The organism is Amycolatopsis sp. NPDC114503 (assembly GCF_055633655.1).
This window is the reverse complement of record NZ_JBVKDT010000013.1, coordinates 69,474-94,751: the sequence shown is the minus strand read 5'-3', so window position 1 is coordinate 94,751 and position 25,278 is coordinate 69,474. Positions and strand designations below refer to the sequence as shown.

The following is a 25,278-nucleotide window of genomic DNA, read 5'->3' as shown; positions in this document are numbered from 1 at the left end:
TGATCCCCGCGCGGCCTCAAGCCGTGCGCGGAGGTTCCCCGTGCAGGTCAGGCGACATACGCCACAAGACCCACGGGCTGCGAGGCATACCGACCCCAGGCAGGCGCGAGCGCGCCGCCGGACCAGGTCGAGTCGTTCCCTAAAAAAACCGGGAGCGAAGGTCGCCGATGGCCCCACCCAAGTCGTCCACACCAATACCAGCAGGGCAACACCCCTGCCGATCCACCGCGAGGCCTCACCATGTCCGATCTTCGTATCGTCCTGTCCGGGATTTCCTTCTCCTGGCCCGACGACACCCTCGTCTTCGACCAGCTCTCCGCCACCTTCCCGGCAGGTCGAACGGGCCTCGTCGCGCCCAACGGGGCCGGGAAGTCCACTCTTCTGAAGCTCATCGCCGGGCAGCTCAAGCCCGCCGAAGGCAGTGTCACCGTCGACGGGATTCTCGGGTATCTCCCCCAGGACCTGCCGCTCACCGCGGACCGCACGGTCGCTGAGGTGCTCGGCATCGACGCGATCCTCAAGGCCATCTCGGCCGTCGAGGAGGGCGATGCGGCCGAGGAGCACTTCACCACCATCGGCGCGGACTGGGACATCGAGGACCGCACTCGGGCGCAGCTCGACCGGCTCGGGTTGGGCGATCTCACGCTCGACCGGCTGCTCGGCACGCTCAGCGGCGGCCAGGTCGTCTCCCTCGGGCTCGCCGCGCAGCTGTTGCGCAGCCCGGACGTCCTGCTGCTCGACGAGCCGACCAACAACCTCGACCACACTGCCCGCCAGCAACTCTACGACGTGCTTTCCGACTGGTCCGGCTGCTTGCTCGTGGTCAGCCACGACCGCGCGCTGCTCGATCGGATGGACCGGATCGCGGAGCTTGGCGCGGACGAAATCCGGTTCTACGGCGGTAATTTCACCGAGTACGAACAAGCGGTGCAGGCCGAACGGGAGGTCGCGGAAAAGAATATCCGCAACGCCGAGCAAGAGGTCAAACGCGAGAAGCGCGAAATGCAGCAAGCCCGGGAACGCGCGGACAAGCGGGCGAGCAACGCGAAGCGCAATCTGTCCAACGCTGGGCTGCCGAAGATCTTCGCGGGCACGATGAAGCGCAACGCGCAGGAGTCCGCGGCGAAGGCGGACGGCACGCACGCGGCGCGGGTCAGCGCGGCGAAGGCCAAGCTGGACCAGGCGGAACGGTCGTTGCGGGAGGATCAGAAGATCAGCCTGGAGCTGCCCAAAACCGCGGTGCCGGCTGGGCGGACGTTGTTCGACGGCAAGCATCTCCGGGTGCGCGGGCTGTTCGCGGGCGAGGGTGCGGATCTGTCGATCCGGGGTCCCGAACGCATTGCGCTCACCGGGCCGAATGGCGTGGGCAAATCGACGTTGCTGCGGTTGATGCACGGCACGCTCACGCCGGACGCGGGCGAGATCAGCCGGGCGGACGGGCGGATCGCGTATTTGTCGCAGCGGCTCGATTTGCTGGATTCGGAACGCACGGTCGCGGAGAATCTTGCCGACGCGGCGCCGGAAATGCTGCCCGCGGACCGGATGAATCTGTTGGCGCGCTTCCTGTTCCGCGGCGCGCGGGCGCATCTTCCGATCGGGGTGCTGTCCGGCGGCGAGCGGCTGCGCGCGACGCTCGCGTGCGTTCTTTTCGCCGAGCCCGCCCCGCAATTGCTGCTGCTCGACGAGCCGACGAACAACCTCGACCTGGTCAGCGCCGGCCAGCTGGAAAGCGCGCTCAACGCCTACCAGGGCGGGTTCGTGGTGGTCAGCCACGACGAACGCTTCCTGGCCGAGATCGGCGTCGACCGCTGGCTGCGGCTGGAAAACGGACAGCTGCGGGAAACGGCCGGGATCACGGAATGACCGCCCTGCGCGCGCACGAAATCGTGCGGGTGCTCGGGGGACGGCGCGTGCTCGACGGAGTGTCGGTCACCGCCGCCCCCGGCCGCCGGATCGGGGTGATCGGCGAGAACGGCACCGGGAAATCGACGCTGTTGAGGGTGCTCGCGGGCGTGGACGCGCCGGATCGCGGCGAGGTCGAAAGGCCGTCGGATCTTGGCTTCCTGCACCAGGAAATGCCGTTCGACCCCGGCGAGACGGTCGCCGACGTCCTCGATCAGGCCCTGGCCGCGGCCCGCGAGGTGCTGGCCGAGCTTGACCGGGTCGCGGCGCTGCTCGCCGAAGCGCCAGAAGATGCCGCGGCTCTGGCCGAGTACGCCGAATTGCTCGACCAGGCCCAGCAACACGAGGCGTGGGACGCGGACCGGCGCGCGGAGATCGTGCTGACCGGGCTGGGGCTCGAAGGGATCGGACGAGAGCGCACGCTCGGCTCCCTTTCCGGCGGCCAGCGCGGACGGCTCGCTCTGACCGGGCTGCTGGTGCGCCGTCCGTCGGCGGTGCTGCTCGACGAACCGACCAACCACCTGGACGCCGAGGCCGCCGCGTTTCTCGAGGCTCAGCTGCGCGAACTCCCCGGTGCCGTCGTGTTCGCGAGCCACGACCGGGCGTTCCTCGACGCGGTGTGCACCGACATCCTCGACCTCGACCCGGCCCCGGACGGTCCGGTGCGCCACGGTGGCACCTACACCGAATACCTCGACTGGAAACGGGCCGAACGCGAGCGCTGGGAACGGCAGTACCTCGAGGAACAGGAAGAACTGGAGGGACTGCGCGACGCGCTCGGCGTCACCGCGCACCGGGTCGCGCCGGGCCGCCTCGCGCCGGACAACGAGAAAATGGGGCTCGGCCGCCGGTCCGGCCGGGTGCAGAACCAGATCTCACGCCGGACCCGAGCTACGACGCGGCGGCTGGACGAGAGGGAACGCGCCCAGCTCCCCGCGCCACCGCCGCCGCTCCGGTTCCGGTCGAAAGCGCTGGCGGTCGAGAATCCGCAGGAAACCCTTGCCGCGCTGGAAAACGTGTGCCTGCCGGACCGGCTTTCCGTAGACCGGCTGGAAGTCCGGGCCGACACCCGGCTGCTGGTCACCGGCCCCAACGGGGCGGGAAAGTCAACGCTGCTTCTGCTCCTGTCCGGAGACCTCGCCGCGGAAGGCGTAACCCGACAGCCGAACCTGAGCACCGGATTCCTCGATCAGGACACCACTTTCGCCCGCCCGCAACGCACCGCCCGCGCCACCTACCTCGCCACGCTGGGCCCAGAACGCGTCGCCACCGTCCCGCTGAATTCGTTGGGACTGCTGACAAATCGCGAAGCTTCCCGGCCGGTCGGCGAGTTGTCCGTCGGGCAGCGCCGCCGCCTCGCGCTCGCGCTCCTCATCGCCGACCCGCCGCACCTGCTGCTGCTCGACGAACCGACCAACCACCTCTCCCCCACGCTGTGCGACGAACTGGAGGACGCCCTCGGCACCAGCCCGGGCGCGATCGTCGCCGCCACGCACGACCGTCGGCTGCGCGAAAACTGGGCCGGGCAAGTGGTCCACATCGGACCCGACCACCGCGTTGCGCCGTTAGAGTGATCCACGCCGGGCGGATGTCCAGCGGGAACCCCCGGCGACGACCACCCCGCGGAACATCCGCCCGCGAAGGGAACGACCGATGATGCACGAAGTCCTGCGCCGCCACGTCGAGTCCGGGGTCGTCCCAGGTGCGGTAGCCCTCGTCGCGCGCGGCGACGACGTCGAGGTGACCGCGGTGGGATCTCTCGACGTCGAGGGCACCGCGCCGATGGCCCGGGACTCCATCTTCCGGCTCGCCTCCATCACCAAGCCGATCACCGCGGCAGCCGTGCTGATGCTGGTCGAGGACGACCGGTTCGGCCTGGACACCCCCATCGCGGAATGGCTGCCCGAACTGGCCGCCCCGGTGGTCGTGCGGACTCCGCAAAGCACGCTCGACGACGTCGTACCTGCCGAAAGGCCGATCACCGTCCGCGACCTGCTGACCTTCCGCGCCGGTTACGGCTTCCCGTCGGACTTCTCCCCGCCGCAGGTCCAGGAGCTGTCCACGGTGCAGACCGACGGCCGCGAGGTCCGGCTGCGCCCGGAGCCCGACGAGTGGCTCGCCCGGCTGGCGCGCATCCCGCTGCTGCACCAGCCCGGCGAGGCCTGGCTGTATGACACCTGCGCTGACCTGCAAGGCATCCTGATCGCCCGCGCGTCCGGCCAGTCGCTGCCGGACTTTCTCGCCGAGCGGGTGTTCGAACCGCTCGGCATGGCCGACACCGCGTTCGAGGTTCCCGAGGCCAAACGACACCGGTTCGCGAGCTACTACCGCGCCGGCGAAAACGGCCTCGAGCTGGCCGACGCCCCGGATGGCCAGTGGCGCGAGGTGCCGCCGTTCCCGGCCGGATCCGGCGGTCTGGCCGGCACCGCGGACGATTGGCACCGCTTTGCCCGAATGCTCCTTTCCGACGGGGAAGGCTTGCTGTCGAAGGAATCAGTCCGGCAGATGACGACCAACCACCTCACCGCAGAACAGATCGCGGCCAACCCGGTCTTCCTCGAAGGCCAGGGCTGGGGGTTCGGCGGCGCGGTCGACGTCGAGCCGACGCAGCCGTGGCAGGCCCCGGGCCGCTACGGCTGGGTCGGCGGCACCGGAACCAGCGCCTACCTGACGCCTTCGACCGGTTCGGTGGCGATTCTTCTCACCCAGCGCGCTGTGGACGGGCCTGGTGGCATACCGCACATGCTGGACTTTTGGCGCGAGGCGGCCGCGCCGGAGTGATCCGGCGCGGGCCGCGCACTGTACTGTGGCCCGCGGGCACGAGGCAACGACGAGGGGTCAGACGTGGGCATCTTCGACAAGATCCGCGGCGAGTTCATCGACATCATCGAGTGGACCGACGACAGCCGGGACACCATCGTGTGGCGCTTCCCGCGCTACGACAACGAGATCAAGATGGGCGCCAAGCTCACCGTCCGCGAATCGCAGGCCGCGGTGTTCGTGAACGAGGGCCAGGTCGCCGACGCCTACCCGCCGGGCATGTACACGCTGCAGACGCAGAACATGCCGATCATGTCCACCCTCAAGGGCTGGAAGTACGGCTTCAACTCGCCGTTCAAGGCCGAGGTGTACTTCGTCAACACCCGGCAGTTCACCGACCTCAAATGGGGCACGCAGAACCCGGTCATCCTGCGCGACCCCGAGTTCGGCATGGTCCGGCTGCGCGCGTTCGGCGGTTACGCGGTCCGCGTGGTCGAGCCGGTCGCGCTGCTGAAGGAACTCGCGGGCACCGACCCGCAGTTCCGCACCGAAGAGGTGTCGGACTACCTGCGCAGCATGGTCATCAGCAAGCTCGGGCCCGCGATCGCGGCCGCCCAGGTGCCGATGCTCGACCTGGTCACCCAGCAGGAGCAGATCGCCGGCAAGATCGCGAACGCGCTGAACCTCGAACTGCGCGAGGTCGGCATCGAGATCTCGAAGTTCATGATCGAGAACATCTCGGTGCCGCCCGAGGTCGAGGCCGCGATGGACAAGCGGACCCAGATGGGCGTGGTCGGCGACCTCGACCAGTACACGAAGTTCCAGTCCGCGAACGCGATCGAGGCGGCGGCGAACAACCAGGGCGGCGCGGGCGAGGGGCTGGGCATCGGCCTCGGCATGGCGCTCGGCCAGCGCGCGGCCGGACCGCAGCAGCAGCCCGCCCCGCAGCAGTACCAGCAGCAGGCTCCCCAGCAGTACCAGCAGGCCCCGCAGCAGCCGCAGTACCAGCAGCAGGCGCCGCCGCAGATGCCGCCGCCGCTGCCGCAGGGCGAGCAGTGGTTCATCGGCGCGAACGGCCAGCAGCTCGGCCCGTTCGACCGCGCGGGCCTCGGCCAGCAGATCTCGGCGGGCACGCTCGCCCAGGACACCCTGGTGTGGAAGGCAGGCATGGCCCAGTGGACCGCGGCCGCGCAGGTGCCGGAGGTGTCGGCGCTGTTCGGCGCGACCCCGCCGCCGCTGCCGCCGTCCTGAGCCGCACCGACCTTCTGGGGGACCCATGACTGAACCGCGCTTCCCGCAGGAAGGCGTGGCCAACACGACCTATCCGTGCGGCGGCTGCGGCGCGCGGCTGGAGTTCGCGCCGGGCACGACCGCCATGCAGTGCCCGTACTGCGGATTCCGGCAGGAGATCGCCGCCGGGGAGCGGGAGATCCGCGAGATCCCGTTCGCCGAGCTGGCGAACCTGGCGCGCAAGCCGGTGGGGTCGATCGGCAAGTACGTCTTCGTGTGCCAGCGGTGCGCGGCCAGGACGGAAACGAACGAGACCGCCAGCATGTGCCAGTTCTGCGGCGCGCCGCTGGTGATCGATCCGGGCGCGTCCGGTCAGCTGGTGCCCGAGGGCGTGCTGCCGTTCGCGTTCGACCGTCCCGCGGTGAGCACGCATCTGAAGAAGTGGACGTCCTCGCGCTGGTTCGCGCCGACCGCACTGAAGAAGGTCACCACCGCCGAGTCGACGAAGAGCACGTACATCCCGCACTGGACGTATGACTCGCAGACCGTTTCGGTCTACACCGGCGCGCGCGGCGAGTACTACTACGTCACCGAGAGCTACTACGAGAACGGCGAGCGCAAGACGCGCCAAGTTCGCCATACTCGCTGGTACCCGGCGCGCGGGCGGGTCGCGCGGAACTTCGACGACGTCCTGGTGCCGGCGAGCACCCAGCTGCCGCTGCCGGAGCTGGACAAACTCGCGCCGTGGCCGCTGCTCGACTCCGCGCCGTACCAGCCGCAGTTCCTCTCCGGACACTTCGCGCTGCGGTACGACGTGGAACCGGAGAACGGCTTCGAAGAGGCGAAAAACCGGATGGCTCCGGTCATCGCCGACGACTGCAAACACGACATCGGCGGCGACACCCAGCAGCTGAATTCGGTCGACACACAGCACAACAACGTGACCTTCAAGCTGATGCTGCTCCCGGTGTGGGTCGCGACCTATGTGTACGCCGGGAAGAACTGGCAGATCCTCGTCAACGGCCGCACCGGCGAAATCCACGGCCAGCGTCCGTGGAGCAAGGCCAAGATCGCCGTCGCGGTGGTGCTCGCGCTGATCGTGATCGCGGCGATCGTCTACTTCTTCGCGACGAAGGGCCACAGCACCGGGACGACGCACCATTCCGTTACGCACCACTGAGTTTTCGAAGGAAGTGATGTGCCGTGCTGATGGGCATGGTTCTCGGCGACCGCTTCTCCCGCGTTTCGCGGGAGCACGCGGGTACGCCGCTGTCTTGACCGGCGGGAATCCTCGCCTGCTCTCTGCGAAGCGTCGACGGCTGACTGGCCCTTCGACCCTTCCCGGGAGCATTCATGTCCACCGTTCAGTGGACCGAAAACGGAAACACCCACACCGCCCGCTGGCATTCCGGAAACGGAACTCCGCCGCCGGGCCGCATTGTCGTCGTCGATGACCGGCTGACCGCCGCCGCGGCATTGCGTTATGCCCGCGCCGGCACCGGAATGCTGTGGCGCGGCGACTTTCCGAACGCGCGACAGCTCGTGCGCGCCATGGACCGCCGGCTTCCGCAGCGCTCAGGTTCTTTCGCCGAGGTGCGTTCCGCGCGCTCGGAACGCGCGGCGCTGCTCGGGAAAGTCCTGGTCTCCGTGGAGGACGACCATTCGCTGCACCTCCGCCGAGCCCCCGACATCCGAGCGGCCTGCGTCCACGCGTTCGGCGGTTTACCGGGGTCGCTGATCTCGTTGCGTGAGCTGCTCGGCGCCCTGAGCGCTTATCAATGGCACCAGAAAGGCATACATATCAAGGCTTTGAACGCTCGCCTGTATCCCGCCTACAGCGTGTTCGCTCCGACCCGCAGCGAATACCTCGATCTTGTCGCGCGGGAACCGTTGCCGGGCAAGGGTTCCCCGACAGTCTTCGATCTCGGCACCGGTACCGGAGTGCTCGCCGCCATCCTCGCCCGGCGCGGCGCCGCCGAAGTGGTGGCGACCGACCTGAACCCGCGCGCCGTGCGCTGCGCACGGGACAACCTGCGGCGACTCGGCCTTTCCGACCGGGTCCGGGTCGTCGAAGCCGACCTCTGGCCCGGCGAACGGCGTGCCGATCTGGTCGTCTGCAATCCTCCCTGGCTGCCCGGAAACCCGGCTTCGGCGCTGGAACTCGGGATCTACGACGCCTCGTCCGCCATGCTGAACCGCTTCCTCGACGGCCTTCCCGGCCATCTGACGCCGCACGGCGAAGGCTGGCTGATCCTGTCGGACCTCGCCGAACACCTCGGCCTGCGCACGCGGGCCGAATTGCTCGGCCGGATCTCCGCGGCCGGCCTCGAAGTCGCGGGTCGGCGGCAAACCACGCCACGGCACCGAAGCGCCACGGACAGTGCCGATCCCTTGCACGCGCACCGCTCCCGGGAGCGGACGATGCTGTGGCGGCTAACCATGTCCAGAGCGTGACCCAGCGTTTCCACACTGGACTACACCAATCGAATATCCTCGCCGAAGACACGGGGAGGGACGATGCCCGGACCGGGTTTTGCCGTACCACGCCGGGACTTAGTGCGGACACTGCTGCATCGCGGCAGCCCGCCGGAGCGGCCGGACGCGGGCGAGGACCTCGCGGCGGTCGGCGACGCGACGCTGGCCCGCGCCGCGCGGTACTGGGTCGTCGTTCCGGTCGCCTACCGGATCGCCGCGTTCGTGAAGGTGTTCATCGGATTCGCCGCGGCCAACGGCAGCACCGGACTGGTTCCGGTGCTGCCCGCGGCCGTGCTGGGCGTCGCCGCGAACGCCGCGTTCCTGTGGTGGCTGCTGCGCTCCGGCGGACTGCCCGCGCGGCGCACGCGGCGGGTGCTCGCCATGGACCTCTGCGCGGGGCTCGCGCTGAACCTGCTGATCGCGGTGCTCGCGCCGGACTCGGTGCAGCCGTTCGCGATCGACGTCACCTGGACGTGGCTGGTCGGCTCGATGGCGATGTGGGCCGGGACGTCCGGGCTGCCCGCGGCGTTGCTGCTGCTCGCCGCGGCCGTCCCGGTGCGCCTCCTGCTGACCGTGGCGGGCGGGCTGCGGCTGGACGACCATCTCGCGATCAACCGGTCGATCGGCTGTCTCGTCGCGCTGGCCGTGTCGATCGTGGTGGCGTGCGGGATCCTCGTGCTGCTGGGCGTCGGCACCCGGTTCGCGCTCGACATCGGCCTGCGCCGCGGTCAGGAAGCCGAACGCAAGCGCACCCAGCGACTGCTGCACGACAGCGTGCTGCAGACGCTGGAAGCGCTCGCGATTGCCCCGTCCGACGACGCCGACCACGCCGCCGAACGGCTCGCCCAGCTGCGCTCGGTCGCGCACGCCGAGGCGGCCGAACTCCGCCGGAGCATCACCGAACCGATCGAACCGCGCCCGAGACGCGGCTTCGTGGTCGAACTGGCCGACGTCGCCGCCGACATGGCCCGCGAGGGCCTGCGCACCCAGCTCGTGGCCGCTGATTTCGCTGACGACGACCGTCTTTCCGCCGATCGCCGCACCGCGATGTGCGAGGCGGTACGAGAAGCGTTGCGAAACACGGTGAAGCACGCCGGGACCAGCCGCGTCGTGCTGCGGGTGGAGGAACGCGACGGCGGGACGGCGGTGGTCGCGCGAGACCAGGGCCGCGGCTTCGACGTCCGCGAACGCGGCCCGGGATTCGGCATCCAGCAGTCGATCGAAGCGCGCCTGGCGGAGGTCGGCGGCACCGGACAGGTGGAATCGACGCCGGGGCACGGGACCCGGGTCACGTTGTGGGTGCCGCACTGAGCAGGCGGCGGATTTCTCGCCCTATTAGCCAAATCGTTACACTTTCAGGAATAATCCGCTGACAATCCTGAATATTCACTTCGCTCCGGCACACTCTTGCGTCACCTTTTGCAGACAAACAATCTCCCGCGCATGTGCCACGTTCGTAGGTTCACAGTCCAGCTCCGCGAGGCCGATAATGGAAGGTCGAGCACGCTCAGTCCCAGCAGCGGGAGCGCCTGCATGGACACTCCGGACGAGGCACGTACGAATCGGGCCGAGCGAAACCGCCGGATGCTCGAATCCTGGCGAGCCGGCGCGTCGATCACCGAGATCGCCCGGGAACACGGGCTGTCGCTCAGCTGGACCGGACGGTTGCTGCGGCAGGAAGGCGCGGTTCTGCCCGAGATCCGGCAAGGCGTGCGCCGCGAACTCGACATACCTCGGATAGTCCATGAGTACCAATCTGGCTCTACTATTCAGAGCATCGCGGACGCGCATCAGGCGTCCTATGGAACTATCCGCCGATTGCTGCTGCGGGAAAAAGTGACCATCCGTCCCCATGGCGGGCAGAACGCGCTCGAACGGCGCGCACCCAGCGATACCCCGCGCCCCTGACCGCCGTATTGGGTGGGTGATTCCTGACTCGTTCAGGTTTCTTTTGCCGCCCGGAACAGGTAAGGAGGAATAATCGGGGGTGTGGAATGACTGAAGCGCGGCCAGGGGCCACTGTAGCGTCCGGCAGACCGGTGCGGGCGCCGGTCCAGCTTCCGCCCGCGCCGCCCGTGCTGCTCGGCCGCACCGCGGAACTGGCCCGGCTGGACGAAATCCGGCTCCGGTCCGACCCCGCCCCGTCGGTCGTCGTGCTCACCGGCGTCGGCGGGATCGGCAAGACAGCGCTCGCCCTGCACTGGCTGCACACCCGTCGCGCCCGGTTCCCCGACGGCATCCTGTGCACGAGATTTTCCTCCGAGGGCACCGAAACCGCGGAATCCGCCAGCGGCGCGCTGCACGGTTTCCTGACCGCACTGGGCATTCCGGCCGACGACATCCCCGCCTCGCTCGCGCAGCGCGCCGCCGAATTCCGCGCGGTGACCGCGGATCGCCGCTTCGCTGTGCTGCTCGACGACGTCGTGCACAGCGCCGACGCCCGCGCCGTGCTGCCGTCCAGCGCGAACGCGGTCGTGCTCGTCACCAGCCGGTCCCAGCTGACCAGCCTCGCGCTGGACGGCGCGGAAATCCTTCCGCTCAGCCCGCTTCCGGACCAGCCTGCGCGCGAGGTGCTCGCCCGCGCCGGGCAACGGCAGATCAGCCACGAGGACGCACGTGACCTGCTGACCGCCTGCGCCGGCCTCCCTCTGGCTCTCGCCATCACCGGAGCGAGGCTGCGCGCCCGGCCACGACGCCAGCCGCACCAGGAAGCCCGCCGCGGACGCGCCCGGCGATTCGGGGATTTCACCGATATCGCCACGGTTTTCGACGCTTCGTACGCCGCCCTCGACGACTCGGCGGCCCGGCTCTACCGAACCTGCGGCATCCTGCCTGGCCCGCATCACGCCGTCGACGCGCTCGCCGACACGCTCCAGAGTTCGCCCGCCCATCTGGACGACGCCGTTGACGAGCTGATCGAAGCCAACCTCCTCCACGAACTGGAGGACGAAACCGTGGCACAGCACGATGTCGTCCGCCACGACGCCCGCGTGCGCGCGGAACGCCAGGACGCCGAGGCCGACCGGGACTACCTCGTGCACCGCTACATCCGTTGGTACCGCGACCAGACCGTCACCGCGAGCACGCTCATTCACCCGTTCCGGCCGACGTTCGCGTCCGAAACCGTTGCGGCGGCAGGGTCTTTCACCGACCGGGACCACGCGGTGAACTGGTGGCGCCGAGACCGATCAGTCATCAACGCCGTCGCGAACGCCGCCTCGGCCCATGGATGGGACGAGGAACTGTGGCAGCTCGCCGAAGCGTCGTGGGGATTTTTCTTGCACCACCGGGATTACGAATCGTTCCTCGAGCTGTGCACGGCCGGGATCGAGGCGGCCCGGCGATGCGCACAGCCGCTGGCCGAAGCCCGGTTGCACAGCCAGGTCGGCTACGTTTACGACCAGCTGCGGCAGTTCGACAAGGCCGCCGCCCAGCACACCGCGGCGCTCGAGATCGGCGAGCGGGAGCACCATGGTCCGACGCAGGCCACGGCACTGTCCCGGATAGCCCGGGACGCCCGAGGTCGCGGCGATCTCGAAGGCGCGCTGGCACTATACGAGCGCAGCGCGGAGAAACACGCTGAAATCGGGCTTCCTCGCGGGGTCGGCCTTGCCCGACGCCGTCGTGGCGAACTGCTGATCACACTAGGGCGGGAAGACGAGGCATTGCCGGAACTCGCCGAAGCCGCCGCCATCATGGCGGAGGCGGACGACGCCGCCCAGTACGCGCGTGCCGTCATCCTGCTCGCCTCGATCCACGCCCGGCGGGGCGACTACCGCCGGGCGCGCACCGAACTCCTGCAGGCACTCGAAGGCGTCGAACGCCTCCAGTCACCGCATTTCCAGACCGAGGTCCTCACCGCGCTCGCCGACCTCGAACGCGGCCACGGCGACGAGGCAAGCGCCCAGCGCCATCTCGACGAGATCCGCCGGCTCAGCGGGGATTCCGGCGAGCCGCCGCACTGACCACACCGCCCCGCCCGGCCAGCACACCGCCGCGGCGATCGCCCCCGGCCACTCCGCTCTCAACTCGTCGGCCTCGCGGCTCGTCGCGGTGACGGTCCGAATCCGGACCACGACGTCCGCGCTGGCCGACAGCCGGGGTCCGGCCCGATCAACGTCGACGACCCGCACAGGCACCGCGCGCCGTCCGGGCAGCGCGAGCCGCACGCGCGCGAACCCGGCGGTCACGCGTTCCGCCCAGGCAACGGCCGGGGCACCGCGGGCAACGGCGGATACGCCAGCGTGTCCGGTTCGGACAACTCCAGAAGCCGGTACATCGCCGACCGCAGAATCCCCGCCGAGCAGTCGATCCTCGTGCTGACGACCGGCAGCACCTCCGCGGCGAGCCTCGGGGCGGCGGCGATCGCGGCTTTCTCCTGGCGTTCGAGCGGCTGGCCCGCATCCAACGGCTTCGTCCGCGCCCGCACGATGTCCGCGACGCTTCCGGCTCGTGCTTGTCCCTCCGGAAGAGCGGCGAGCGTCACCGGCCTCCCCATGGCAGCCGCGTAGCACGTGGTCGAGCCGTGGTCGCCGATCACCCAGTCAGCCGCAATCATCGTCGCCTGCCATCCCTGCTCGGGCGGGATCACCCGCAGCCCCCGGCACCCGCCCAGCCAGGCGGTGACCTGACGCCGGCCGTGCACCGCCCAGACGTTCGGATGCAGCACGGCCGCCACCGCGTAACGGTCTTTCGGCAGCGCGTTCACGATCGCTTCGTACACCCTCGGGACACGGCCGAACGCCGAGTCAGTGAACCAGGTCGAGCTCAGCACCACCAGCCGTCGCGAGCCGACGCCCAGCGCCCGCCGGTATCGCTCCCGCCGCCCGCTCGCCGCCCGCATCCCGTCAAGGCAGAGGTCACCGGCCACGACCGCCGCGGGCACCGCCTCCGGGCACCGCTCGCGCAGCACTTCGACCTCCGATTCGGTGGCGAGACCCAGCACCGCCGGAAGCACCCGCCCCCGAAAGGTGAGCAGCTCCCGGTCCAGTCCGGTCGTCTCGACCGTCGCCCCGCCCTTGCGGCTGAACCGGCGCGGCCCAACTTGCCCGACCCCGTGCCCGATCAGCAGCAGCGGCCCGCGCACCTGGTCGAGATGCCGGTGACTGGCTGCCAGAACCAGGTCGAACCGATGCGCCGCTGCCTGTTCCCAGGGCAGCAACAGCCCGTGCTGCGCCCGCACGTACTCCTCGACCCCGGCCCACCGGTCGATGCTGTGCGGCACGGTGAACATCACCTGCACCCGCAGATCCCGTTCGAGCAGCGAGATCAGTTCGAACAGCCGCGTCCCCGCCGTCACGGTCGGAACGACCGCCAGCACGGTGCGGCAGCCCGGCCGCGTCACCCGCGAAGCGGCGTCGAGGCCGATCGGACCGCGGACCCACACGTCGTGCGCCATCTTCATCCCCTCCGTCCAGAAGCCGACGAAGCGAGGCTGCGGCGCGGTCCTGACCGGGGACTTCCCGCCGCTGGACACAAAGCGGACCGAAACCGGACAAGACAATTCCCGGATGATCGTTATCTCGAAAGCGGTCGCCGATCGACCGGATCAATGCGAAACTGGGCAATCGACGAGGGAGGGACGTCGAATGGACTTCGCCTACGGAATTCTCGGGCAGACTGCGGTGCGGATGCACGGGAAGATGAATGAGCAGTGGGGTCAGCGGCAAACCCGGAATATTCTCGGAATCCTGCTCACCCGGCCGGGGCAGCGCTTTTCCCAGGACACCCTCATCTCCTGGCTCTGGGACGACGACCTGCCAGGAAACCCGCAAGAAGCCCTGTACAAGGCGGTCCATCGACTGCGTCCCGCCCTCGACGAAGCGGACGTGCCCGCCTCGATCACCCGGTCCGGCGACGGCTACCTGATCGACCTCGCCGAGAGTCTCGTAGATGTCGCCGCCTTCCGGAAAATAATGCGGAAAGCACACGCGACAGCGAGTTCCGGAGATCATGAAACGGCGTACGAATCAGCTGCTTCCGCGCTTTCCTTATGGCGCGATGAGCCACTGCCGGAACTCCGCTCCGAACGCGCGGGCAATTGGCGCGAGGACAAAGTCAAATCCATGTTGCTTCCCGCGCGAGAATTCCTGACGAGCCAATTGCTGGCGCTCGGGCGTCCCGACGAGGCCGCGGGATGGATGCAGGACCTGGCCCCCGAGCACGCCTGCCGGCTCGCCTTCGTCAAGCTCCAGATCCAGATCTACTACGCGCTCGGACAGTCCGAACAGGCCCAGACCCACTACCTCGACGCGCATCGGCGATTCCACGACGCCGCCGACGACACCGCCAACGCCGTGCTGCGGGCCTTCCACGACGAAGTCCGGGACCGCTACCAGAACCCGCCTGCCCCGCCCGCCCCGATACGCAGGGCTGCACCGCCGTCCCACCCGCTCCCCCGCGATCTCCGCGGATTCATCAGCCGCACCGACGCGCTGGAAACGCTGGACGAGTGGCTCCGCCCCGGCTCGCCGACCCGCTCGCCCGCCGTCGTGCTCAGCGGCCCGCCCGGGATCGGGAAGACAAGCCTCGCGGTCCACTGGGCACACCGAGCCGCGCACTGGTTCCCGGGCGGGACGATCTACCTCGACCTGCACGGCTTCGGTCCGGCGCCGCGGCTCGAGCCGTCCGACATCGTCGACCGTCTGCTCCAAGACCTCCACTATCCGGTCGACCACGTGGTGAACTCGGCAGCGAGGGCCGCAGTGCTGCGCCAGCAGTTAACCGACCGCTCGGTGCTGGTGGTCCTCGACGACGCCGAGAACTCCGACCACGTGGACCAGTTGCTGCACGTCCTGTCCGAATGCTCGGTGATCGTCACCTCGCGCCGCCGCCTCAGCGCGCTGGTGCGCAAGCACGAGCTCGCCGAACTCAGCCTCGCCCGCCTCGACGACCACGATTCGCTGGAACTGTTCGTCCGGCGCTTGCGCGGACGCGGAGACCGGGAGCCTGACGCGGCGCGCCGAATCGCACATCTCTGCGACGGCTTACCGCTCGCGCTCACCCTCATCGCAGAGAGCGCCGCTCGCCGACCGGGGCTGAGCCTCGGCACGATGCTCGACCAACTGCGAGATCCGGAGATGCTCCTGAGCATCGGCGACGATGGCGACGACCAAAGTCTGCGCGCCGCGTTTTCCTCGTCGTACCACATGCTCGAACCGCCGAGCCAGGCCGTTTTCCGGCTCTTCGGCCACCACCCTGGCGCGGAAATCCATGTCGACACCCTGCTGTCCGCAGCCGGACGCCCCGCCGCGGAAACCCGGCGGGCGCTGGAAACCCTGGTCGCACTGCACTTGATCGACCAGCCCGGCGACACGGCCCGATACCGGATTGTCTCAATTTTCCACCGGTACGCCCAGACGCTGAGCGATCAAGACCACGACTCGCAGCCGTTGCGGCGCTTGCTGTCGCATTACTACAGCACGGCGTACCACGCGCACCGGACGGCGCACCCGCACCGCGACCGCCCACCGCGGCTTGATCCCGAACCCGGCATTCGCCCGACGCAGTTCAAGACACCGGACGCTGCGACGCGGTGGGTCTTGCGCGAGAGAACGAACGCCGTCGCGCTCGCCGCACTGGCCGAACAGCATCACTACTTCGAAATAGCCTGCATGTTGCCCCACCTAATTGCGGATACCCTTGACAGATATGGATTTTATGACGAAATGAGCATTGGGTTCACTATCGCCGCGCGGGCGGCGCGGGCGAACAAGGACCCTCATGCCGAAGCGTCGAGCCTGAACGACCTCGGTCAGCTCAATCTCACGCTCAGCAACCACAAAGCGGCCGAGCACGCCCTGACTCAAGCGCTGGAACTCGCCACGACCCACGGGTCGCCCATCGGGGTGTTGACAATCAACATCAACTTCGCACAGCTATACCGGCAAACGGGATGCCCCGCGGAAGCGATGGCCCTCTTCCGCCGCTGCATCACGCACGCGCAGCGCAACGGCGACATGGTCCGCGAGGCGAAGGCGGAGCAGTATCTCGGCGAGACGCTCGCCGAACTGGACCAGCACGAGAAAGCACTGCCGCACTACCACCGCGCGCTCCACTTGCGTGCGCTCACCGGCGATACCGCCGGTCAAGCCACTACCTACACGACGCTCGCGGAACTCCATCTCCGAGAAGAGCAATTCGCCGTCGCACACCGGCATTGCCGGCTGGCGCAAGACCAGATCGCCGGCGACCTCACCGCCACGATGCGGCTGCGCACCGTCCAAGCCCGCCTCGCGGCCGCCGAACGGGACGACCGGGCCGCGCTGCGATTGTCGCAGGAAGCGGTCGAACTGGCCGAACGAGCCCACAACGCGACCGGTCAGGCCAGGGCACTGGAAGCATTCGCCGAGATTCTTTACTCACGCGGCAATCATGAAGATGCCGTCGACGCATGGAGACGCGCCGCGGCCTTTTACCGCGGACGCGGCAAGGACTCCAAAGCCGACCGCGTCGAAGAACGGCTCGCGGCGGCCCGGGATCCACACGCGATTCCGCAGGCCAGGGACGGAGAAAGCACGGTCGCCATGCCCGCGCCGCGGAGGTCCGCCATCACGAACGGGTGAATTACTCCCAGCCACTGGAAGAACCTTCCATCGTGCGAGAGTATCCCCGTGCGAGCTATTTCCACTTGCAGACAGGTACTTTAAGTAGGTCCGATTCACCGGCCGCACGAACGTTGCGATAGCTTGCGCCTTGCGACGTCCATGTTTCTTGGGCGTATGACCGCCTCCCCATTAGGAGATTTCGTTGTTCCATCCCGTTGCGGCCTTCGTCGACTATGCCCCGTGGTTCACTGCAGCTGCAGGAGCACTTTCGGCGTGGTGGCGTTGCTAATTCGCCGCTGAATCCGGCGCTGGCGTTGCGATTACTCCGTTTTCCGTAGCCGCAACGCCAGCGCCGGACAAGCCGCAGCCGCCCGTCGGGCCTCGGGCAGCAGCGGTTCCGGCACCGTTCCCCCGCGCACCACTGGATAACCCCATTCGTCCACAGTGATCAGTTCCGGCAGGATGTCCGCGCACAAACCGTGTGCCCGGCAGGCGATCGGGTCGACCGTCAGGCGGCTCATGCCGCACCTGCCGTGATCCGGCACGAGCCAGCGGCCAGGTGGGCCTGGACGTCGGCCGCGAAGACTCGCAGGGCGCCCGCGGCCAGGCGGACCGCTCCGTCCGGGTGGGCGCACGCGCCCCGTCCGCTGAGGAGCGGGAGTCGGCGGGCCAGGCGGCCGGTTGCGTCCCGACCGGCCAGCAAGTCGGTGAAATCCGCGGCGACGGCGGGGAGTCCGAACATGCACGGGCCGCATTGGCGGGCTGATTCGGCGGCCAATCTCGAGAGAATGTTCCGGGTCAGCTCGAGGCCGCAGCTTGGTTCGGGCAGCAGGTGCAGGGAGGACAGGCCCGGTTCGCGACCGAGCGGCAGGGGGTCGGCGAGGGAGCGCGGCATCCAAGTGCCGCCGTAGCCGCCGATCAGGACTGCTTGTGCGGTAACGGATCCGCCGGAACGGGCGAGGATCGCGGAAACGGGAGTGTCCGCCGGGACCTCTAACACACCGGGGCGACCGACGGCACCGGTTACGGTGACCAGGTCGGTGTGGACAGAGCGATAGCGGTCCGCGCCGATTCTGGCGACCATCGCGAACCGGGCCAAGGTTTCGACATTCTGGACCAGCGTTGGGCGTCCACGCAGGCCGCGTTCGGTCGGGCGCGGGAATTTGCCGGTCGGGCGTGCATCGCCGGTGCCCAGGAAATGGACCAGCGCGGTTTCTTCGCTGGCGACGTATCGCTGCGGGACCGCGACCAGTTTCACCGGCACAGCGTCGCGGCGTTCGGCCAAAGCGGCCAGTACGCTCCGGTTTTGTTCATGCAGGCAGAGAAAAGCCTCGGTAGCACCGACTGCGCGAGCAGCGACCTGAATACCGTCCAGCACCAGGTGTGGCGCAAGCTCAAGCAGAGCACGATCCTTGCTGCTGAACGGATCGCTCTCGCAGCCGTTGGCGACCACAATGGACCGTCCCGGTGCGACGGAACGCAGCTTCACCGCCGCGGGGAAACCAGCGCCGCCTCGGCCGCGGATACCGGCGGCGTCGATTTGGTGGATCAGTGCGTCGCGATCCAGGACAGGCAGTCCACCGTGGACGGACAAATGGGCGGCAAGATCGTTCCGGTGCAAGGGAAGCACGTTCACCTCCGAAGTGGAGAGAGGCGGCGAGCCTCGGTATCAGGACTGGTACTGCCGAACCGCACGCTCGCGGCGGCCAGGACGGCGAGGAGGCACGCGATGTCGAGTGCGATGAGCAGCGGGCGCGCGCTGTCGGACGCGATCAGGCCGACACCGTGCGCGAGAGCGACCGGCCAGCACAGATAAGCCAGCCAGTGGACCGCACGCCACAATCGCGGCGGGATGTGGGTCCTCAGCAGACTCGTCACGACGATGGCGAGCAGCAAATCCACTGCTACCGCACCGATCCCGATCCAGAACGGCTCGTAGCCCGAGACGAATGGAACGACGACGGCGAGCCAGCTGAGGTCCACATAGCCGTCGACGACCGCGAAGATGATGTGTGCGCCCAAAAACACGAGACTGACCAGGGCGAGGTTCCGGTGCAGGTCCGCGAGCGCGAAGCGGGGCCACCGCCGCGTCGCGAACCTTCCCGAATTGAGGAAACCTAGTACCACGACGGCCGTCGAGAACACCAGCGAGACGATTCCGGTGGCACGGCTGAAATACCAGAGCGCGGAACTCACGACACACGCTCCCGGCGGTCCGCAGGCCACCCCGCCGTCGTCCGGACCGCACCGCGCGAACTCACCAGCCGCGCGGGCAATTCGCGCGACCCGAGCCAGTCCAACGCCGCCACGCCCAGCACGATCGAAGCGGTGCTCGCCGTGTTGGCGTCCACACAGGACTTCGCCACCACCGACACCGTCCGCCAGCACGGATCCGCCGATTCGCCGGTGCGCGGATCGACGATGTGGTGCACCGCGCGACCGCCGCGTCGCCAAGTTCGCCGGGCCACCCCGGAGGTCGCGAGACCGCCGCTGGTGAGCGTGATCGTCGTGCCAGCGTGGGCAACCGCGTCGCGATGGTCGTCGCCGATCGCCACTTGCCAGCCGCCGGCCGGAGCCGGACCAGCGACAGCGAGGTCGCCGCCGAGGTTCACCAGCACGCCGCAGCCGGTGCGCCCGGCGATCTCCGCGGAAGTCCGGTCCGCGGCAAACGCTTTCGCGGTCGCGCCGAGATCCAGCATTACGCGGCGCGGCAGTACGACAGTCCGCCGAGCCGGTTCGAACAGCACCCAATGCGAGCCCGGCGCGGGGACTGGGGCCACGGCGGGTCCGTCGGCGATCTCGGCGAAATCCCGGTCGTAGCCGAGTGCGGCCATCGACCCGCCGACCGTCGGATCGACCAGTCCCCCGCTCAGCCACGAAGCCCGCAGGGCCGCCGACAGTGCGTCGGCCAGCAGCGGGCTCACCTCCACCTCCCGGCCCGCGGCACGGTGGAGTGCCGAAATTTCCGAATCCGTCCGGAATCGGCTGCATGCCCGATCGAGTTCGGCGAGCCGCGTCCGCAGCAACGCGGTCGCCGGGCCGAGCGCGGCCTCCTCGGTGACGAGCACCCGCGCGGTCGTGCCGAGCGCGGGGAACGCGGCCGAATACGGCCCGGTCACGACGCACCCGACCCGGTGTGCGCGTGCCCGGAACCAGATCCGGGATCCTGCGCCGGCACCTGCAGCTGGTCCTGGCCCGAGGTGCTCGACCCGGCCCCGCTGTCCGACCCGGTTCCACTGTCGGTCGAGGAGGTGCCGTTGCCGGTCGAAGTGCCACCGGTCGAGGTGGTCCCGCTGGCCGAGCCAGCCGCCGTCAGCCCGTATCCGATGCCGCCGGCCGCCGCGACTCCGAGCACTGCCGCGACCGCCGTGACGAACGCTGTCCGATGCCGGACGCGCGCCCGTTCCTCTTGCCGTCTCCTGATGTTCGGGTCCATGCCGGGTGTCCTCTCCGGTGGTGGGAACACCCAGTCTCAGCCGCGAATCTATGAGTCCGCTGGGAGCGACCTGTCAGTTTGCTTCCAGTCACTACACTCCGCGCATGAGCACGGTCCTCGCGTGGGCGACGCTGGCGGTGTGGACCGGGCTCGCGTTGTGCCACAGCTGGTTCTGGCGCACCGATCAACGGCTTCCGTCGCTGGTCCAGCCGGACTCCTGGCCGTCAGTCGCCATCGTGGTCCCCGCCCGCGACGAGGCGGAGCTGCTTCCGGAAACCCTGCCCACGCTGCTCCGCCAGACCTATCCCGGCGACGCGCGGGTCATCCTCGTAGACGACGGCAGCACCGACGGCACCGCCGAAGCCGCCCGTTCGCTGACTGTCCCCAATGGACTCCCGCTCACCGTCACGAGCCCCGGCGAGCCGCCGGACGGCTGGACCGGGAAACTCTGGGCCGTCGCGCATGGCGTCCGCGAAGCAGGAGACGCCGACTTCCTTCTGTTGACGGACGCTGATATCTCACACGACCCCGGTTCGCTGGAGACTCTCGTCGCCGCTTCCACCAGCGGCCGGGACCTGGTATCTCAAATGGCCGTTCTGCGCACCGCAACGTTCTGGGAACGGCTGATCGTGCCCGCTTTCGTCTACTTCTTCGCGATGCTCTACCCCTTTCGCCGCGTGAACTCCGCCCGCTGGCGCACCGCCGCGGCAGCCGGCGGGTGCGTCCTCGTCCGCCGCTCAGCGCTCGAACGCGCTGGCGGAATCGAGGCAATCCGCGGAGCAGTCATCGACGACGTCGCACTCGCCCGCGCGGTCGCGTCCGCAGGTGGCCGGATCTGGCTGGGCTATGCCTCGAAAGTCCGAAGTGTCCGGCCGTATCCGCGGCTCGCGGACCTGTGGCAGATGGTGGCCCGCAGCGCCTACACCCAGCTCCGGCATTCGCCGCTCCTGCTGGCCGGGACCGTCGTCGGCATGATCGCCGTTTTCCTCGCCCCGCCGGTGCTCGCCCTGACCGGTTCGTGGCAAGCCGCCGCAGCATGGCTCCTGATGGCGGCGACGTTCGTCCCGGTCGCCCGGTATTACCGGCAGCCCCTGGTCGCGGGCTTGCTGCTGCCGTTCACCGCGGCGCTGTACACCCTCATGACGCTGGACTCGGCCCGCCGCCGGACCGGCTGGAAAGGCCGGACTTACTGACCGCTCAGCAGCGGATGTGGCATCCTCTCCGCATGATGTCGACCCGAAGGGGCAATGCCTCGTAGGACCCCCGGCGCGGTGCGCGCCGATCGACCCGAGGCCCGCGATCTGTGGGCCGAACGCGTTTCCCCAGCACTCGACCGATACCGGCGTTTCCTGCGCCAGCCCGGCCGCTGGCTCTATCTGCCGTGGACCGACTGTCCGTGCTGCGATCCAGTCGATGCCCGCGACGAACTGGAAGTCGCCCTGCGAGCCCTCCCCCTCCGCGCCCGTGCGGAACTGCGCCGGGTCCTCGCTCCTCTCGACGACGAGTTCCGGCGGCGAACCCTGCCCGACCCGAAAGCGAGTTCCCTCAGCCTCTGGCATGCCGCCGCCTGGTGGCGGCAGCGGCTGTACGAGCGTTGAACGACGGGACCCGCGCGAAGCCCGGGAGAGCGAGTTCACACCACCCGGGGATGCACGTTCATACATCGTCGTGCATAATCATTCCTATGTCCAAGGTGCTCACTTCCCTTCCCGTCGGCGAGCGGGTCGGCATCGCGTTCTCCGGCGGCCTCGACACGTCCGTGGCGGTGGCGTGGATGCGCGACAAGGGTGCGGTTCCGTGCACCTACACCGCCGACATCGGCCAGTACGACGAACCCGACATCGCGTCCGTCCCCGGCCGCGCGCACGCCTACGGGGCGGAGCTCGCGCGGCTGGTCGACTGCAAGGAAGCCCTCGTCGAGGAGGGGCTCGCCGCGCTGACCTGCGGCGCGTTCCACATCCGCACCGGCGGCCGGGCCTACTTCAACACCACCCCGCTCGGGCGCGCGGTCACCGGCACCCTGCTGGTGCGCGCGATGCTGGAGGACGACGTCCAGATCTGGGGCGACGGCTCCACCTACAAGGGCAACGACATCGAGCGGTTCTACCGCTACGGCCTGCTGGCCAACCCGGGCCTGCGGATCTACAAGCCGTGGCTCGACGCGGCGTTCGTCGGCGAGCTCGGCGGCCGCAAGGAGATGTCCGAGTGGCTGCAGGCGCACAACCTGCCCTACCGCGACAGCACCGAGAAGGCCTACTCCACCGACGCCAACATCTGGGGCGCCACGCACGAGGCGAAATCGCTGGAGCACCTCGACACCGGCATCGAAATCGTCGAGCCGATCATGGGCGTGCGGTTCTGGGACCCGTCGGTCGAGATCGCGCCCGAGGACGTCACCATCGGCTTCGAGCAGGGCCGTCCGGTGAGCATCAACGGCAAGGAGTTCGGCACCGCGGTCGACCTGGTCCTGGAGGCCAACGCGATCGGCGGCCGGCACGGCCTCGGCATGTCCGACCAGATCGAGAACCGGATCATCGAGGCCAAGAGCCGCGGCATCTACGAGGCCCCGGGCATGGCGCTGCTGCACGCGGCGTACGAGCGGCTGGTCAACGCGGTGCACAACGAGGACACCATCGCCAGCTACCACAACGAGGGCCGCCGGCTCGGCAGGCTGATGTACGAGGGCCGCTGGCTGGACCCGCAGGCGATGATGCTGCGCGAATCGCTGCAGCGCTGGGTCGGCACCGCGATCACCGGCGAGGTCACGCTGCGGCTGCGGCGCGGCGAGGACTACTCGATCCTCGACACGTCCGGCCCGGCGTTCAGCTACCACCCGGACAAGCTGTCGATGGAGCGCACCGAGGACTCCGCGTTCGGCCCGGTCGACCGGATCGGCCAGCTGACCATGCGGAACCTCGACATCGCCGACTCCCGCGCCAAGCTGGAGCAGTACGCGAGCCTCGGCATGGTCGGCGGCAACTCGCACCCGAAGCTGATCGGCGCCGCGCAGGCGGCCGCGACCGGCCTGATCGGCGCGATGGCCGAGGGCGGGGCCGAGACGATCGCGTCCCGCGGCCGGGCCGACGACGTCGAACTGCTCGACCGCGCCGCGATGGAATCCGGCACCGACTGAGCTTTTTCCCCCGGATGCCCGCGCCGGAAGACCGGCGCGGGCATCCTCCATACCAGCAGCCAGACCCCGCTAACGTCTCTATATTCGGGCGGCGGCTCCCGGCTAACGTGGCGGCGTGACCCCGATTTTTCAGCTGTCCGCCGACCACGTCACGGCTGAGGCAGCGCTCGACCCGATCGCCGCGACCCTGGACGGCGTGACCACCGACGCGACCGCGCTCACCGACCTCACCCCGGACGGTTTCGCGGCCCGCGCCGACCTGGCCCGGCGCACGCTCGCCTCGCTCGCGACGCTGAATCCCGGGTCCCGCGCGGACCGGATCGCGTCCGCGCATCTGCGGGACAGCCTCGAAGCGCAGCTGGCCTGGCACGAGCTGGACGAGCCGTTCCGCCAGGTACAGGCGCATTTCGGCACGCTGAGTTCGATCGCCGATTCGGTCCGGCTGCTGCCGCGCCGCGACGCGGACGACTGGCACGTCCTCGCGGTCCGGATGTCCGGCGTCGAAACGATGCTTTCCGGCTGGCAGAAAACGCTGCAGGCCGGTCTCGACCGCGGTCTGCGCGCGGCCCGTCGGCAGGCGCTGGAAACGGCGGCTCAGGCCGAGCGTTACGCCGGTGTCCACAATGCACTCGTCGAGGAGTACGGCGACGGGCCGCAGGCCGGCGAGTTGCGTGCCGGTGCCGACGCCGCCCACCGCGGTTACTCGGCGCTCGCCCGGTTCCTGCGCGAGGATTACGCCCCGCACGCCACCGAAACCGACGGCGTCGGCGCGGAACGCTACGCCGTCGCGGCTCGGCTTTCCCTTGGCGCGGACCTTGATCTCGCCGAAGCCTACGAATGGGGCTGGGCGGAACTTCAGCGCATCGAGACGGAAATCGCCGCTGAGGTCGCGAAAATCCAGCCTGGCGCGAGCGTGGCGGAAGTTCTCGCGCGGCTGGACGAAGAGTGCGCAGTGAACGGTGAACAGTCCTATTTGGACTGGTTACGGGCGGCGCACGACAGCGCGCTGGACGCCGCACGCGAGCACTTCGACATCCCGGAACCGTTGCGCGCCTTGGACGTTGTCCTCGCGTACGGCTCCGCGTCGGGTTCGCCGTATTACACCGGTCCCGCCGAGGACGGCACTCGTCCCGGCCGCACGTGGTGGCCGTTGGGCGGACGGGAACGCTTCGCGACCTGGTCCGAGCTGACGACGGTGTTCCACGAAGGCGTTCCCGGACATCATCTGCAGATCGGCGTCGCGGGCCTGGCCGGGGACTCGGTGAGCCGTTACGCGCGCGTCCATTCAGCGAGCGGCCACGCGGAAGGCTGGGCGCTGTACGCCGAACGTCTCGCCGACGAACTGGGCTGGTTCTCCGAGCGCGGCACCCGGCTCGGCATGCTCGCCGGTTCCGCGTTGCGGGCCGCACGCGTCGTGATCGACCTCGGCTCGCACCTCGATCTGCCGCTGCCGGACGGTTCCCGCTGGGATTTCGCCACCGCGTGCCGCTTCCTGCACGAGCGCGGACTGGCAGCGGAACACCGCGTGCACGCCGAAATCGTGCGGTACCTCGGCTGGCCGGGCCAGGCGATCTCGTACAAGATCGGCGAACGCGCGTGGCTGCAGGCGCGCGCCGAAGCCGCCGCCAAACCCGGATTCACGTTGCGCCAGTGGCACCGCGACGCGCTGGCCGTCGGGCCGGTCGGGCTCGCGGCGCTGCAGGACTCGCTGCGTTAAGGGTCTCGTGAGTGGCGGGGGGGGGGGGGGAGAGGGAGGTCAACCCCACCGCAAAACTGGCTTTGCCCTCCCCGTCCCC

General features: G+C 69.1%; 20 protein-coding genes. 14 read left to right on the top strand and 6 right to left on the bottom strand.

Annotation, left to right across the window (positions count from 1 at the left end):
* Window positions 1–240: 240 nt before the first annotated feature.
* The 9 genes from abc-f (at window position 241) to ACZ7OI_RS39420 (ending at window position 12,332) form a co-directional block, all read left to right on the top strand.
* Entirely contained in the window at window positions 241–1,863 is a 1,623-nt protein-coding gene (abc-f, locus tag ACZ7OI_RS39460) for a ribosomal protection-like ABC-F family protein (RefSeq protein ID WP_470269233.1), read from the top strand.
* Window positions 1,860–3,476 carry an ABC-F family ATP-binding cassette domain-containing protein gene (locus ACZ7OI_RS39455; protein ID WP_470269232.1) on the top strand — a complete coding sequence of 539 codons (1,617 nt, stop codon included), beginning with the start codon at window positions 1,860–1,862 and terminating at the stop codon, window positions 3,474–3,476. The genes abc-f and ACZ7OI_RS39455 overlap by 4 nt, the downstream gene beginning before the upstream one ends.
* A gap of 79 nt (window positions 3,477–3,555) precedes the next feature.
* The gene (locus ACZ7OI_RS39450; protein ID WP_470269231.1) at window positions 3,556–4,683 is read left to right on the top strand and encodes a serine hydrolase domain-containing protein; all 1,128 of its coding nucleotides are present in this window, start codon (window positions 3,556–3,558) and stop codon (window positions 4,681–4,683) included.
* A 63-nt stretch (window positions 4,684–4,746) separates the two neighbouring features.
* Window positions 4,747–5,913, top strand: coding sequence for an SPFH domain-containing protein (locus ACZ7OI_RS39445; RefSeq protein WP_470269230.1), 1,167 nt, complete (start codon window positions 4,747–4,749; stop codon window positions 5,911–5,913).
* Window positions 5,914–5,938: 25 nt separating this feature from the next.
* On the top strand, window positions 5,939–7,072 hold the full coding sequence (locus ACZ7OI_RS39440) for a TFIIB-type zinc ribbon-containing protein (protein ID WP_470269229.1): 1,134 nt from the start codon (window positions 5,939–5,941) through the stop codon (window positions 7,070–7,072).
* Between the two features lie 173 nt (window positions 7,073–7,245).
* Window positions 7,246–8,346 carry a methyltransferase gene (locus ACZ7OI_RS39435; protein ID WP_470269228.1) on the top strand — a complete coding sequence of 367 codons (1,101 nt, stop codon included), beginning with the start codon at window positions 7,246–7,248 and terminating at the stop codon, window positions 8,344–8,346.
* A 63-nt stretch (window positions 8,347–8,409) separates the two neighbouring features.
* Window positions 8,410–9,678 carry a sensor histidine kinase gene (locus tag ACZ7OI_RS39430; RefSeq protein ID WP_470269227.1) on the top strand — a complete coding sequence of 423 codons (1,269 nt, stop codon included), beginning with the start codon at window positions 8,410–8,412 and terminating at the stop codon, window positions 9,676–9,678.
* Window positions 9,679–9,900: 222 nt separating this feature from the next.
* Complete coding sequence (locus ACZ7OI_RS39425; protein ID WP_470269226.1) at window positions 9,901–10,275, top strand: helix-turn-helix domain-containing protein; 375 nt, start codon at window positions 9,901–9,903, stop codon at window positions 10,273–10,275.
* 131 nt (window positions 10,276–10,406) lie between these two features.
* Window positions 10,407–12,332: an NB-ARC domain-containing protein gene (locus ACZ7OI_RS39420; RefSeq protein WP_470269225.1), complete on the top strand. Its 1,926-nt coding sequence runs from the start codon at window positions 10,407–10,409 to the stop codon at window positions 12,330–12,332.
* 221 nt (window positions 12,333–12,553) lie between these two features.
* Here ACZ7OI_RS39420 and ACZ7OI_RS39415 read toward each other — a convergent pair whose 3' ends face one another.
* Window positions 12,554–13,765, bottom strand: coding sequence for a hypothetical protein (locus ACZ7OI_RS39415; RefSeq protein WP_470269224.1), 1,212 nt, complete (start codon window positions 13,763–13,765; stop codon window positions 12,554–12,556).
* Window positions 13,766–13,955: 190 nt separating this feature from the next.
* Between ACZ7OI_RS39415 and ACZ7OI_RS39410 the strand changes: the two genes are divergently transcribed.
* A complete protein-coding gene (locus ACZ7OI_RS39410) occupies window positions 13,956–16,931 on the top strand; it encodes an AfsR/SARP family transcriptional regulator (protein ID WP_470269223.1) in 2,976 nt (991 codons plus the stop codon).
* Window positions 16,932–17,233: 302 nt separating this feature from the next.
* On the opposite strand, the gene ACZ7OI_RS39405 is transcribed toward ACZ7OI_RS39410, so the two are convergent.
* Genes ACZ7OI_RS39405 through ACZ7OI_RS39385 form a run of 5 tightly spaced genes read right to left on the bottom strand, consistent with a single transcriptional unit; the run spans window position 17,234 to window position 20,349 of the window.
* The gene (locus ACZ7OI_RS39405; protein ID WP_470269222.1) at window positions 17,234–17,434 is read right to left on the bottom strand and encodes a ferredoxin; all 201 of its coding nucleotides are present in this window, start codon (window positions 17,432–17,434) and stop codon (window positions 17,234–17,236) included.
* Entirely contained in the window at window positions 17,431–18,549 is a 1,119-nt protein-coding gene (locus ACZ7OI_RS39400; RefSeq protein WP_470269221.1) for an NADH-ubiquinone oxidoreductase-F iron-sulfur binding region domain-containing protein, read from the bottom strand. Before ACZ7OI_RS39400 ends, ACZ7OI_RS39405 begins: the two co-directional genes overlap by 4 nt.
* Window positions 18,546–19,109: a ferric reductase-like transmembrane domain-containing protein gene (locus tag ACZ7OI_RS39395; RefSeq protein WP_470269220.1), complete on the bottom strand. Its 564-nt coding sequence runs from the start codon at window positions 19,107–19,109 to the stop codon at window positions 18,546–18,548. Before ACZ7OI_RS39395 ends, ACZ7OI_RS39400 begins: the two co-directional genes overlap by 4 nt.
* Window positions 19,106–20,032, bottom strand: a complete 927-nt coding sequence (locus ACZ7OI_RS39390) for an FAD:protein FMN transferase (RefSeq protein WP_470269219.1) — start codon at window positions 20,030–20,032, stop codon at window positions 19,106–19,108. Before ACZ7OI_RS39390 ends, ACZ7OI_RS39395 begins: the two co-directional genes overlap by 4 nt.
* Window positions 20,029–20,349 carry a hypothetical protein gene (locus ACZ7OI_RS39385; RefSeq protein WP_470269218.1) on the bottom strand — a complete coding sequence of 107 codons (321 nt, stop codon included), beginning with the start codon at window positions 20,347–20,349 and terminating at the stop codon, window positions 20,029–20,031. Before ACZ7OI_RS39385 ends, ACZ7OI_RS39390 begins: the two co-directional genes overlap by 4 nt.
* Window positions 20,350–20,453: 104 nt before the next feature.
* Between ACZ7OI_RS39385 and ACZ7OI_RS39380 the strand changes: the two genes are divergently transcribed.
* The 4 genes from ACZ7OI_RS39380 to ACZ7OI_RS39365 all read left to right on the top strand — a co-directional run bounded on the left by ACZ7OI_RS39380 (window position 20,454) and on the right by ACZ7OI_RS39365 (window position 25,199).
* Complete coding sequence (locus tag ACZ7OI_RS39380; RefSeq protein WP_470269217.1) at window positions 20,454–21,542, top strand: glycosyltransferase; 1,089 nt, start codon at window positions 20,454–20,456, stop codon at window positions 21,540–21,542.
* Window positions 21,543–21,596: 54 nt separating this feature from the next.
* Window positions 21,597–21,947: a hypothetical protein gene (locus ACZ7OI_RS39375; RefSeq protein WP_470269216.1), complete on the top strand. Its 351-nt coding sequence runs from the start codon at window positions 21,597–21,599 to the stop codon at window positions 21,945–21,947.
* Window positions 21,948–22,033: 86 nt separating this feature from the next.
* Window positions 22,034–23,482 carry an argininosuccinate synthase gene (argG, locus tag ACZ7OI_RS39370; protein ID WP_470269215.1) on the top strand — a complete coding sequence of 483 codons (1,449 nt, stop codon included), beginning with the start codon at window positions 22,034–22,036 and terminating at the stop codon, window positions 23,480–23,482.
* 115 nt (window positions 23,483–23,597) lie between these two features.
* On the top strand, window positions 23,598–25,199 hold the full coding sequence (locus ACZ7OI_RS39365; RefSeq protein ID WP_470269214.1) for a DUF885 domain-containing protein: 1,602 nt from the start codon (window positions 23,598–23,600) through the stop codon (window positions 25,197–25,199).
* Window positions 25,200–25,278: the final 79 nt, after the last annotated feature.